The organism is Pontibacter sp. HJ8 (genome assembly GCF_054824225.1).
Genome location: NZ_JSYF01000361.1, coordinates 1 through 12,984 on the forward strand (window position 1 = coordinate 1; position 12,984 = coordinate 12,984).

The following is a 12,984-nucleotide window of genomic DNA, read 5'->3' on the forward strand; positions in this document are numbered from 1 at the left end:
AAGTTGTTTTCGGTTTCAGGCAATATCGTTTAAATTTGACGTTTCCAAAGCTCAAATATCCCTTCCATACAGGGGCATGTGCGGGAGATGAAGCTGTTGATTATTCTTATTACATATACATGGAATTAAATCTGGACCATTTATTAAAGATTGCCACCGAGCTGAGTATCACCATCAAACAGGTGGAGGCAACGGCCACTTTGCTGGACGAGGGGGCAACGGTACCTTTCATTTCCCGCTACCGCAAAGAAGTGACCGGCACGCTGGACGAAGTGCAGGTAGCGGCTATCCGCGACAGGCTGGAGCAGCTGCGTGAGCTCGACAAGCGCCGCGAGAGCATCCTCAAGTCTATCCGGGATCAGGAGAAGATGACACCGGAGCTGGAAGCCCGTATCCTGGCTGCCGAAACCATGGCAGTACTGGAGGATATTTACCTGCCTTACAAACCAAAGCGCCGCACCCGCGCCACCATCGCCCGCGAAAAAGGGCTGGAGCCGCTGGCGCAGCTGCTGTTTGAGCAGAACAATGTGGATGTGGCCGCCGAAGCTGCCAACTTCATATCAGAAGAGAAAGAGGTGAAGGATGCAGAGGAAGCACTGGCCGGAGCCCGTGACATCATGGCCGAGTGGATGAACGAGAATGCCGAGGCTCGTGCGATGATGCGACAGATCTTCGAGAAGAAGGGGGTATTCAAGAGCCGTGTGATGCTGGGCAAAGAAGAAGCCGGGCAGAAGTTCAAGGACTATTTCGAGTGGGAAGAGCCGATCGAGAAAGCCCCGTCGCACCGGATCCTGGCCATGCGCCGGGGGGAGGCTGAGATGGTGCTGATGCTGAGCGCCCAGCCAGACGAAGAAGAAGCGCTGGCCAAGCTGGAAAACATGTTCGTAAAGGGCAACAACGCGGCTTCCGATCAAGTGAAGCTGGCTGCGAAAGATTGCTACAAGCGCCTGCTCAAGCTCAGCATGGAAACCGAGGTACGCCTGACCTCGAAGAAACGTGCCGACGAAGAAGCGATCCGGGTGTTTGCCGATAACCTGCGCCAGCTGCTGCTTTCCTCCCCACTGGGGCAGAAAACCGTACTGGCCCTGGACCCGGGTTTCCGGACCGGTGTAAAATCGGTCGTGCTGGATAGACAAGGAAAGTTGCTGCACAACGAAACAATATTCCCGCATACGGGTCAGCACAAGGAGCACGAAGCCGCGCAGGCCGTGCGCTTCATGGTGACCCGCTTTGCAGTAGAAGCCATTGCCATCGGGAATGGCACGGCCAGCCGCGAGACAGAAGCTTTTGTGAAGAGCCTCAAACTACCTGCATCGGTGCAGGTGGTGATGGTGAACGAAAGCGGTGCGTCGATCTATTCGGCATCGGATGTTGCCCGTGAGGAATTTCCGGATCAGGATGTGACCGTGCGTGGCGCCGTATCCATCGGGCGCCGCCTGATGGACCCGCTGGCCGAGCTGGTGAAGATCGATCCTAAATCCATAGGCGTAGGCCAGTACCAGCACGACGTGGACCAGTCTGCCCTGAAGCACTCGCTGGATGACGTGGTCATGAGCTGTGTGAACGCCGTAGGGGTGGAGATGAACACCGCCAGTAAGCAACTGCTGACCTATGTGTCAGGCCTGGGCCCTTCGCTGGCGCAGAACATCGTGGAATACCGGAACCAGAATGGTCCGTTCAGCAGCCGTGCCGAGCTGAAAAAAGTACCTCGTCTGGGGGATAAGGCCTTTGAGCAGGCGGCCGGCTTCCTGCGCATCCGGGGTGCCAAAAACCCGCTCGATGCCTCAGCCGTTCACCCGGAAAGTTACCCGATCGTGGAGCAGATGGCCAAAGACCTGGGCGTAACAGTACAGGATCTGATACAGAAGGAAGAACTCCGCAAGCAGATCAACCTCAAAAATTACGTGACAGCCAGTGTAGGTCTGCCTACCTTGCAGGACATCGTCAGCGAACTGGCCAAGCCAGGCCGTGACCCGCGCCAGACATTCGAAGCGTTCAGTTTTACGGAAGGCGTGAACGAGATGAAAGACCTGCGGGAAGGGATGAAGTTGCCGGGTCTGGTGACCAACATTACCGCCTTCGGTGCGTTCGTGGACATCGGGGTACACCAGGACGGACTGGTGCACGTGAGCCACATGTCTGATCGCTTCATCAACAACCCGCACGACGTGGTCAAGGTAGGGCAGCAGGTAGAGGTGACGGTGCTGGAAGTGGACGTGCCGCGCAAGCGCATTTCCCTGAGCATGAAAGGGGACCCGAACGCAGCAAAACCGGCAGGTGGGGGTGGCGGAGCCAGAAAAGGCAATGCGAAGAAAGAAGAAGAACCGATGAACGATTTCCAGGCGAAATTGGCCATGCTGAAGGGTAAGTTCAAGTAAGGACCAGTCTCACTAGGTATAGCTTAGGTATAGGAGAGCTCCGGCAGAAGCCGGGGCTCTTTTTATGTTTACTGAATTAACTCGCTTATAATATTAAGTTATGTATATATTTGCAGGCGATGGCCGGATGGCCATCTGTAAAATAAACCTAACAAATTGAAAACATGAAATTTAAAGCAGCGTTTCTCGTGATTGCCGTTTTGGGAATGACCTATACTTCCTTTGCCCAGAGCGTTACCTTCGGACCACGTGTAGGGGTGAACCTGGCAGCGCAGAAAGCGGTAGGAGGTGATAACAAAGATGAAAGAAAAGACATTAATGAGACTCTAAAGTACAATGCAGGCATCCAGGCCGGTGCAGTTGTAAATGTTGCCGTAAACGATTTGTTTTCTTTCCAGCCAGAGCTTCTGTTCTCTCAGAAAGGCTTCAAGGTAAAAGAGAGTGAGGGAGGCGATTCCTTTGAACTGGTTCGCAAGGCCAGTTACCTGGAAGTGCCTGTTCTGGCAAAGTTTACTTTTGGTACAGAAACCTTAACTGGTTTTTCCACGATGGGGCCCTATGCCGGCTACTGGATGGGCGGCAATGAGTCGATGAAGGTGAACAGCACGGAGATGAGCGAAGACATTGATTTTGATGAGGACGACTATAATCGCCTGGATGTAGGAGCTAGCTTTGGTGTAGGTATGGCTTACAAACTGGGAACGGGTGCCCTGAACCTGGATGTACGCTATAACTTCGGCTTGTCGGATGTAAACAAGTACGACAGCAACGGCCGTGACGGCGATCCCAAGATCTCTAACCGCGTTTTTGGAATCTCCCTAGCCTACCTGTTCGGAGCGAACTAGGCTGAACTGGTCTGAAAGCTATACTGAAAAAGGGCAGGCTCGTGAGGAGCCTGCCCTTTTTTTGTAGTTATGACTTTAGAAGGCAGGAAGCCTGCAGCAGTTTCTTCTGTTAGAGTATGACCAGCTTCTGGGTGAGGGAAGCGCCCTGCATGTCAAGTCTTACATAATAGACACCCCTGCCAAAATCACGCATATCCAGGTGCAGGTTGTGGGAAGTATCCGAAATGGTCTGATCCATAAGCGGTTGTCCCATGGCATTCAGTACGGTAATCCGGATGGTGAAAGGGATCGGCGGAAAAGCGATTGTGAATTGTCCGTCTGTACTTGGGTTCGGGTATATCCGGATCGGGCCTACATGCAATACAGGTTTTTTGTCTGGTTTTTTTGTGTCCCGTATCATCACGGTCTCTTGCTGCAGGGCCGTCATACCTGTTTCATGCGACGCTCTGAGCGTGACCGTATAAGTGCCCGGGCTGCTGTAGGTATGGCTCGGCGATTTTTCATTGCTGACGCTGCCGTCGCCAAAGGTCCAGTAGTAGAGCCAGGCATCCCGGGTTTTGTTTTTCAGGGTCAGCGTCCTATCCTTGACCGAGGTTTTGAAGCGTACATCCGGCTCCGGACCCGTAACAGGCAGGTTGACCACGTCCGCATCGTAGATCTGCCTGAGCGATATGTCTTCCTCAAAGAAAGGGTTATCCCACAAGACGGTTCGCTCCACGGTTAACAATCCCCAGGGACTTTCATTTTCAGGTGCGTTATTGGGGTAGTTCCAATGCGTTTGCATGATACTATGGTTTGCTACAGCCGCAGTGCTGTCATTGTCGGCGGGGTGCGGCAAGCCGAACGCATGGCCCAGCTCGTGGGCCATGGTAGCATGGGGCACGCAGGGCCACATAATGCCTTCGGGATCTGTCGGGCAGACACCGGTATCGTTGAATTCAGGAAAATTCTCTACACCCGCCATGGCTACACCGCAGTAGCCGTCACAGGCCTGTGCTCCTAATCCGATCCCATAAGCGTTTCCTGTCTTTATCCAGAGGCTGGCCACAATCCCCTGTTGCCAGATGGGTTCCCCCTGGCTTGCCATCTCCCCAAGGAGCAGGCCCCACCAGTCCTGTTGGTAATACGCTGTATTCTCGAGGCCTCTGTATACCACAACCGTATCCGCATAGGCAAAGGTATAGGTGAGGCCGCCCGTGTTGATCTGAAACCAGGCCTGTACTTCCCGGGTCGCTTTCCGGATCGCATCGTACTCGGCCTGGCTGTAGGCGGCATCGTTTGGCAACACATAATACACAGTCACTTTATTTTCAGTGAGTGCCGTGCGAGTGCCCTGCTGGGAGCTGATGTCTGCAGATGGGTTGGGTTTGCGCTGGCAGTTCGGGAATTGGTCGGTTTGCTGTGCCCAGAGCGGGATGACCGAGGAGCCGATAAACAGGAAGAAAGAGAGTAAAAGCGCTTGCATAGTCTATTGGGATTAATGGTGTGCAGTCTGGCAAAAACAGCAAGTCACAATGCGGTTGCATTCGGGGCCTAGGAGAGGCTATACCTGGATGGAGGGTGCGGCGAAGGTATAGGATAGGTATACAGGTATACGATTCTAATATAACCTAAACCATTTAAAATATAACTATCTAGTTAGTGGTCTGTAAGGCCAACTGACCGGTATAAAACAGCCCGTTGGCGGCGTTCGACCGCTTCCTTTCATCACGTCAATATGCTAGTATAGCATTAGAATTTTTATATATTTGGAATACATTGTCAGTTGACCGCCTGGCAGAGCCAACCCAAAAATCAAAGTATGAAATCAAGAGCAGCATTGCTGATGTTTGCAATCCTGGGAATTGCCTGCACTTCCTACGCCCAGGGTATTACGTTTGGACCACGCGCAGGCGTGAACATCGCCACCCAGAAGCTAAAAGGAGGTAATGACGCACGCGAGCGGGAGAGTTTCAACGAGACGGTGAAGTACAATGCGGGTCCTCAGGTTGGGGCGGTTGTCAACTTTGCTGTGAACGAACTGCTGTCTTTCCAGCCAGAAGTCCTTCTCTCCGAGAAAGGCTTCCGGTTGGAAGAGCGCCAGGGCGGGAATCATGTCAAATTGGTACGCAAGGCTACTTACCTGGAGGTTCCGTTACTGTCTAAATTTACGTTTGGCTCAGAGAAGCTGAAGGGATTCACCACCATGGGGCCCTACGCCGGCTACTGGATGGGAGGTGGAAAGTCATTCGAGATGAACGACTCCTGGAGCCGTGAGAGCATCGACTTCGATAAGGTGGACTACAACCGCCTGGATGTGGGCGGCAGCTTTGGCATCGGCATGGCCTGCCAACTGGGAACCGATGCCCTGAACCTGGACGTGCGCTACAACTTTGGGCTTTCGGATGTGAACAGGTATGACGCTGGGGACGGTGTCGGGGAGCCTAAGCTGTCGAACCGCGTTTTTGGAATCTCCCTGGCCTACCTCTTCGGGGCGAACTAGGCTGAAAGCTATACCTTAAAAAGGGCAGGCTCCGCAAGGGCCTGCTTTTTTGTTCAGGAACTATTGAAAGCTCAAACGGTCACGCCCAACATATTTTAAGCCTAAAGGACAAGATCTTGTAAACCAATCCGGTATAAATAGAATCTCGTAAGGAACATGGAATAGGCCATACCTTAATTCTTTCCTATGAAAGCATCACTTTCTTACCTGCTCCTCCTGTCCCTGTTCTGCAGTTGCTCGCCCGAGTCAGCAGCCCAATACCAGTTGCAGGAAGCATACCCAAACCTGAAATTCACAGACCAGGTGGAGGCCGCAACGGCCGGCGACAACAAGGACCGCCTCTACGTGGTAGAGCAGGAAGGCATCATTTCCTGGATTCCGGCCAAAGAGGAAAACGCAGCCAAAGCCACTCCCTTCCTGGACATCACAGACCGGGTTGTTTCAGGCGGCGAACGCGGGCTGCTGGGGCTCGCTTTTCATCCTGATTTTGGCAACAACGGCTATTTCTATGTCAACTATACCACCAGCGACCCGTTGCAGACCCGGATTTCCCGCTTCACCGTCCACGCATCCAACCCCAATCAGGCCGACCCGGGAAGCGAACGGGTACTGCTCACCTATACCCAGCCTTACCCCAATCACAACGGAGGCAAAATTGCTTTCGGCCCGGATGGCTACCTTTACATTTCGGCAGGGGACGGCGGCAGTGGGGGAGACCCGCAGAACAATGCCCAGAACCGGAAGAGCCTGTTAGGGAAAATACTGCGCATTGACGTGGACAAACCGGCTGGCGGCAATCCCTATGGTATACCTGCCGACAACCCGTATGCGAACAACAAGGAGGGGTTCCGGCAGGAGATCTTTGCCTATGGCTTGCGCAATGTCTGGAAATTCAGCTTTGACAGACAAACCAACCGGTTGTGGGCAGCTGATGTAGGCCAGAATGCACGGGAAGAAATAAACCTGATCGAAAACGGAGGCAACTATGGCTGGCGTATCATGGAAGGAACGGCCTGTTATAATCCATCGAGTAACTGCAACACCTCCGGGCTCCTGCTGCCGGTGCTGGCTTACACCCATGCCAGCGGGGATGGGCGCTCGGTTACAGGTGGCTTCGTGTATTATGGCTCCCGTATGCCAGAACTGCGCGGCAAGTATATTTATGGAGACTTTGCCAGTGGTAATATCTGGGCGCTGACCCTGAAAGCCGATGGTACCCTGGCCGGCAACACCTTGCTACTCGATGCCGGGTTCCAGGTATCTGCCTTTGCTGAGGACTTAGAAGGTGAAATTCTGGTGCTGAGCCACGGTTCCGGCGAGAAACTCTACCGCCTCACCAGCACTGTTACCGGCACCGAAGAAGAAGACCCGGAAGCACTGAAGGTATACCCGAATCCTGCGCGCTCGCTCCTGTTCATCGACCTGCAAGAGGCCAGTATACACCGGGTAGAGAAGGCCAGCCTGTACAACAACCTGGGGCAACTGGTCAAAGCGGCAGCCAACCTGACACCGGACAGCGAAGGCATCAGCACGCTCGATATCAGGGGGCTGAGCAAGGGAAACTATACGCTCTACCTGGAAGCCGGCAACCGCAAGCTCCGGAAGAAACTGTTGCTGGAGTAAAGCAGGTATACCCTGATCAGCTGCATTATTTGTAAGCCGGAACGGAACAAGGGATAGTGCAAACTGTGCGTTTCCGTGGAGGATATATTTCAATTAAAGCGCTGAAAGTAACAATAGTAGCTGTTGACCTCGTATCCCTATAAAAACCTATAAGCTATGGATACATACAAACCGAATTACTCAAAAATGCTTCAGACAGAGCATATATTTCCCCCGGCCAGCGGGTCGAGCCACATCAATGTCGGCACGCCGGAACGGACCATTTCTGCCGTTGGAGGTGCTGCCCTGACCATGCTGGGGCTCCGGCAGTCGGGTGGCGCGGGCCTGGCCATGACGCTGGCCGGAGGCGCCATGCTGTTTCGGGGTATAACCGGCTACTGCTTTGTGAACCGGGCTGTCGGCCGCGATACCGCAGACGGAAAAGACATTGCCGTGGACATCATCCGGACCATCACGGTGGAGAGACCGCGCACCGAAGTATACCAGTTCTGGCGCAGGCTGGAGAACCTGCCGCGCTTTATGGAGCACCTTGAAAGCGTGCGATCGGACGGACCGCAGCGCTCCCATTGGAAAGCAAAAATCCCGGGCGGATTGGGCACTGTCGATTGGCACGCGGATATCATACATGAAAAGGAAAATGAGCTGATCGCCTGGAAGTCCCTGCCAAATTCGGACATAGACAATGCCGGCGAAGTGCGCTTCTCCGACTCTCCCGACGGGCACGGCACCATTGTGCAGGCTGTTATTAGCTACAGCCCTCCGGTAGGATCGGTGGGTGGGCTGGCGGCCAAAATGCTGAACCCAATGCTGAAGAGTATGGTAGAAAAAGACCTCCGCTATTTCAAGCGTTTCATGGAGACAGGCGAGGACCGGCACAAACACCATCAGCCCCTTCATTCCAATTAAGACCAGGAAGGTATAGCAAAGGAGCTACCTTCCTACACAAAGCCAGGTATAGCAACACAGGCTATACCTGGCTTTTTTGCTGCCATGTACTTTCAATGCTGCGATAGGATCAATAAAATGAGCTTAGCTGAAACAGAATAGCCAGGCTGGTGCGTTATTTGTAGCGTAGGAAAGGGTTGAAAAGGATCATCCGGATGAAAAAAATAATCAGAATCAAATTGCTGTTACTAGTGGCTGTCGCCGGATTTTCGTGCCGGCAGGCACAGGATATAAAGGCCTTTACGGAGGCAACCTACAGCCTGCAGGGCGTGTCGGACATCAAACTCAACGGCATTGATGTGGAGGAGCGCATACAGGCACGGCGGGGCTTCTCGCTTCAGGAGCAGGATAGCCTGCTGACGGCCGTTACCAGCAATTCGCTGCAGGTTAGCTCCACGCTGGCGCTGCATGTAGCGCTGCAGGACCAGGCAGAGGGCGAGCGCAACCTGACCATCACGAAGCTGAAGTGGCTGCTGCTGGTGGATGGGGACGAAGCGCTGACAGGAACCATAGAAGAAACGCTGGTGCTGCAGGAGGGCCTCAACCTGCTGCCCATCGAGACGCCGGTGGGGCTGGCAGAGGCGGACAGCCAGCCCAGCTATACCGGCCTGTCGCGCCTGATCACCCTGCTGGGGCAGCGAAGTGACATCCGGCAGCACGTGACACTCAAAATCAAGCCTACCATCCAGACCCCGGTCGGCAACATCGAATCTCCTACCTTCATCACAGTGACCAAACCGGCTGCAGCTGTCGCGGCACGCTAAACCGGGTGGCAGCTAATTTCAGAGATTTGGTGCTTTTCTGGCAAAGTACTTGCTACTAGCAGTATACCAGAGGCAGCCGGTTTTTCGTTTTGGTTATGCTAAGGTTTTCATGGAAAAAGAAGGGAAAGAGAATGAGTCAATTTAAGAAAGTAGTGTTCGTGCTGGGAGTGGCCTTTGCTCCTCTCTTCACCGCAATGGCTGACGTGCTGCCGGCTGCCGGAGCAGCCGAGGTAACTGCTGTCCGGGAAGCACCCCGGGACATCATCGGGGAGATCATCGATGTGGTCGGGCTGAAGCCGCGCTTTGAAGTACGGTCTGCCAACATAGACAATGCCGCCGCCGTCATCTACAACGGGAAACGGTATATCCTCTACAACGAACGCTTCCTGGCTTCGATCAACAATGCCGTCCATACCGACTGGGCCGGTGTGAGCATACTGGCGCACGAGATCGGCCACCACCTCAACGGCCATACCTTGTCGAGCAGGGGCAGCAACCACGCCGATGAGTTGGAAGCCGATGAGTTCTCCGGATTCGTGCTGCGCAAAATGGGCGCCAGTATGGAAGAAGCACAAGCTGCCATGCAGGTGCTTTCAGAAGAAAGAAGCTCTGCCACGCACCCGGGCCGCAGCTACCGGCTGGCTGCCATCAGCAAAGGATGGCGCAATGCGGACGCGCAGCTTCTGGCCGGCTCCGGTGGCCAGTCGCGCGAACAGCAGCAACCGATCGCCAGCCAAACCAGACCGCAACAGCCTGCTGCGCGTGAGTCCGTAAGACCCGAAACCAAGGTCACCAACACGGCTGCACTGGATAGCCGGTTGGTGTTGCGCAAGGTGATCTTCAGCAATGCCCCCAACGAGCAGTTTTTCCTGACCACACGGCTGCAGCTGGTCCACATGACCGAAGACGGTGCCCGGGTAGTAGGTAAACTGGCGCGCACCAACAACCCGGATTATCCTTTTTACTTCGAGAGTGAGTACCTGCAGGGCCTGTTTGTGACTGATAGTGGTGTGCTGGTAAACAAGCGGGGGCAGCGCGTCGGGTATTTCGGCTAAAAATTAGTGATCGCGCCAAAATATTGAGCAGGCGAATAAGGTAGTTTTATGCAGCGGCAGCAGGAATAATTAACTTGCAGCGTCACTTACGCTCCATAAAACTATGAAATTAACTACATTTAACCGGTGGATGCTCCTGCTCATCCTGCCCGCGCTTTTATTTTCCTCCTGTGACGATGATAATGATTGTATCCGGGGAAGAGGGGATGTGGAAAGTCGTGAACTGATCCTGGACCCAGTCACGGGGCTGCGAGTGAACGGGGATACCCGCGTCTTCGTTAGACGGGGAGCCACGCAACGCATCGAAGTCAGGGCACAGCCTAACGTGCTGGACGCTATCAATACCGGCGTGTCCAATGGGATATGGGATCTCAGCTTTGATACCTGCCTGCGCAGTCACAAGACGGTAGAGGTACACATGACCGTGCCGGAGCTAAACAGTGCCGAAATGATCGGGTCGGGGCAGATCGAGCTGCTCGACGAGTTTGAGACCAATGAGTTCCGGGGAGTGTTAGACGGCTCAGGCTATCTGAGAATCAACGTGGCAGCCGCCAAGGTGACCAGCAGGCTCACCGGCTCGGGCACGATCGACATGCTGGGAGAGGCAACCGTGGAGGAGATCAGCCTTTCTGGCTCGAGCAATGTAAAATCCTTTGACCTGAGGAGCGAAAGCGCCGGCGTGGTGCTGAGCGGCTCAGGCAACGTGGAAGTAAATGCAACCACTAACCTGTCCGTTACGCTCAGTGGAAGTGGGAATGTGTATTATCAGGGAAATCCGACTATTAATTCAACTATTTCAGGCTCAGGCAAAGTAATAAAGCGCTGAGCATTTTAAAGCGATATGATCAAAAAGACAAATCTGTTAAGTTTCGCCCTCCTGCTGGGTATGGCCCTGTTTGCCTTCTCCTGCAGTACAAAAAATGACCTCGATGCCTTCAAAGAAGCCAAGTACAGCCTGGCGGGTATCAATGAAGTAAAATTGAATGGGGTGAATCTGCTGGATAAAAAGCGGCCGGAAGATTTTTCTTTTGGAGAAGCCGCCTTGCTTTTCTCCGCTTTCTCAGACAACAGGTTATCGGCCTATTCCAGCCTGGGACTTAACGTGGAGCTGGATGAGAACAGCAAAGCGCGCAGCATGACGGTAACCAAGCTGAAGTGGCAGCTGCTGCTGGATGGCAAGCAGGCCCTGAGCGGGCTGGTAGATGAGCCGGTGGAACTGCACCATGGCCTCAACACCATCAATGTCCGGACCCCCATCAGTATCACGGAAGAAAACGGGAAACCGGGCTACAGCAACCTGCTGCGCCTGGTCACGATGCTCACCAAGTCCGAAGAGGGTGCCCCCCGGCCGGATATCGTGCTGCAGATAAAACCCACCATCCAAACTTCGGTAGGCCCGGTTGAAGTACCGGGTTTTATCAATGTGATGAAGTAACAACAAGGGCCGGCCATTACGCCGGCCCTTGTTGTTTTAAGCGGATTCAGGCAACTGTAATATGTTTAAAATAAATTGTAACTTTTAAAAGTAGTGAACGTACGCGGCCCACTTCCTGTTTCTATTATTGTAGTGACATTAGTTGTAATCAATAGAAAAGAGGAGTAAAGATGGAAATCGACGTAATCGAAGCGAAAGATCTACAGGCACTGGTAAACTCAGTAGAGGCTTATGTGAAAAGTGGCTGGGTGCTGAAAGGCGAAGTATTTGAGCAGAACGGTAGCTATACCCAACAGGTAGAGCGCTCGGTGTCTAAAAAAGAAGACAAGAAGCCGGCTAACCGCCGAAAGAGCTGGGTTGCTTGGCCATCGATCAATTAAAACAAACCAGATAAGTACAGAGCGGGTATTTGTGCTAACTTAGGCAAAAAATATTTCTGTATATGGAAAGGAAGCTTGCCTTAGCCCTTGTTTTTAGCCTTTTACTAGTGCTGCCCGGTCTGGCGCAACGACGGGTACTGGATGCCCGGCAGCTGCTCCGGGATGTTGAGGTGCTCTCGGCTGACTCTATGGAAGGCCGGCTTAGCGGCAGCAAAGGTAACAAAATGGCCCAGCAGTATATCACCAGCCGCTTTCAGGAGATCGGGCTGCAGCCATACCACAACAGCTACCGCCATACCTTCCGGCTCGAGAGCAAGCAGGTGACCGTGGAAGAAGCCGTCAACCTGATCGGCTACATTCCGGGCAAGTCAGCGAAAGCGATCGTACTGACTGCACACTACGACCACGTGGGCGTACGCAAAGGGGAGACCTACAACGGGGCAGACGACAATGCCTCCGGCGTGGCTGCCCTTTTTGCGGCTGCTGCCTATTTCAAAAAGAACAAACCCTACCATACCCTCATTTTTGCTGCCCTGGACGGGGAGGAACTGGGCCTCCGGGGCGCAGAAGCTTTCCTGGAGAATCCGCCCTTGCCACTCGAGCAGATCCTGCTCAACGTGAACATGGACATGCTGAGCATCAACCAGAAAGGAGAGCTCTATGCCAGTGGCACTTACCACTACCCGGCCCTGGCACCCTACCTGGAGCAGGTGGCCCCACGGCCGCAGGCAAAACTGCTGCTCGGGCACGACCGGCCGGAGCAGGGCGAAAACGACTGGACCAGGCAGTCAGACCACTACCAGTTTTACAAGCGCCAGATCCCCTTCGTTTACTTTGGTGTAGAGGACCATCCGTACTACCACAAGCCCAGCGACGATTTTTCCAATATCAATTCAACCTTTTACCCGGATGCCGCTGCATTGGTGATCGATTTTGTTCTAAACCTGGATAAGAAACACCCGGACCGGAAGCAATTGGTTCTGAAACAGAAGTAGGTCCGGCTGTCTTTCTTTCATCTTCATATTCCCTCAACGCTGGCAGCAACCAGTCAGAACAGGAGCTGCCTGCTCATTAAAT

Annotated in this window: 12 protein-coding genes; 11 read left to right on the forward strand and 1 reads right to left on the reverse strand. The window is 53.7% G+C overall.

Going from position 1 to position 12,984, the window contains the following annotated elements; genetic code table 11:
- The first annotated feature begins 119 nt into the window (after positions 1 to 119).
- A complete protein-coding gene (locus OB13_RS15425; protein WP_461491068.1) occupies positions 120 to 2,378 on the forward strand; it encodes a Tex family protein in 2,259 nt (752 codons plus the stop codon).
- Between the two features lie 164 nt (positions 2,379 to 2,542).
- Positions 2,543 to 3,223, forward strand: coding sequence for a porin family protein (locus OB13_RS15430; protein ID WP_461491069.1), 681 nt, complete (start codon positions 2,543 to 2,545; stop codon positions 3,221 to 3,223).
- A gap of 109 nt (positions 3,224 to 3,332) precedes the next feature.
- On the opposite strand, the gene OB13_RS15435 is transcribed toward OB13_RS15430, so the two are convergent.
- Positions 3,333 to 4,688, reverse strand: a complete 1,356-nt coding sequence (locus OB13_RS15435; protein WP_461491070.1) for a PKD domain-containing protein — start codon at positions 4,686 to 4,688, stop codon at positions 3,333 to 3,335.
- Positions 4,689 to 5,024: 336 nt separating this feature from the next.
- Here OB13_RS15435 and OB13_RS15440 point away from each other — a divergent pair, with 336 nt between their 5' ends.
- The 9 genes from OB13_RS15440 (at position 5,025) to OB13_RS15480 (ending at position 12,902) form a co-directional block, all read left to right on the forward strand.
- The gene (locus OB13_RS15440; RefSeq protein WP_461491071.1) at positions 5,025 to 5,705 is read left to right on the forward strand and encodes a porin family protein; all 681 of its coding nucleotides are present in this window, start codon (positions 5,025 to 5,027) and stop codon (positions 5,703 to 5,705) included.
- A 186-nt stretch (positions 5,706 to 5,891) separates the two neighbouring features.
- Complete coding sequence (locus tag OB13_RS15445; protein WP_461491072.1) at positions 5,892 to 7,328, forward strand: PQQ-dependent sugar dehydrogenase; 1,437 nt, start codon at positions 5,892 to 5,894, stop codon at positions 7,326 to 7,328.
- A 156-nt stretch (positions 7,329 to 7,484) separates the two neighbouring features.
- Positions 7,485 to 8,234: an SRPBCC family protein gene (locus OB13_RS15450; protein WP_461491073.1), complete on the forward strand. Its 750-nt coding sequence runs from the start codon at positions 7,485 to 7,487 to the stop codon at positions 8,232 to 8,234.
- Positions 8,235 to 8,428: 194 nt separating this feature from the next.
- Positions 8,429 to 9,037, forward strand: coding sequence for a hypothetical protein (locus OB13_RS15455; RefSeq protein WP_461491074.1), 609 nt, complete (start codon positions 8,429 to 8,431; stop codon positions 9,035 to 9,037).
- A gap of 131 nt (positions 9,038 to 9,168) precedes the next feature.
- Positions 9,169 to 10,092 (forward strand): M48 family metalloprotease, encoded by a 924-nt coding sequence (locus tag OB13_RS15460; protein ID WP_461491075.1) that lies wholly within the window; start codon positions 9,169 to 9,171, stop codon positions 10,090 to 10,092.
- 103 nt (positions 10,093 to 10,195) lie between these two features.
- A complete protein-coding gene (locus OB13_RS15465; RefSeq protein WP_461491076.1) occupies positions 10,196 to 10,918 on the forward strand; it encodes a head GIN domain-containing protein in 723 nt (240 codons plus the stop codon).
- A gap of 15 nt (positions 10,919 to 10,933) precedes the next feature.
- The gene (locus OB13_RS15470; RefSeq protein ID WP_461491077.1) at positions 10,934 to 11,527 is read left to right on the forward strand and encodes a hypothetical protein; all 594 of its coding nucleotides are present in this window, start codon (positions 10,934 to 10,936) and stop codon (positions 11,525 to 11,527) included.
- A 170-nt stretch (positions 11,528 to 11,697) separates the two neighbouring features.
- Positions 11,698 to 11,907, forward strand: coding sequence for a hypothetical protein (locus OB13_RS15475; protein WP_461491078.1), 210 nt, complete (start codon positions 11,698 to 11,700; stop codon positions 11,905 to 11,907).
- A gap of 62 nt (positions 11,908 to 11,969) precedes the next feature.
- Complete coding sequence (locus tag OB13_RS15480; RefSeq protein ID WP_461491079.1) at positions 11,970 to 12,902, forward strand: M28 family peptidase; 933 nt, start codon at positions 11,970 to 11,972, stop codon at positions 12,900 to 12,902.
- Positions 12,903 to 12,984 lie beyond the last annotated feature (82 nt).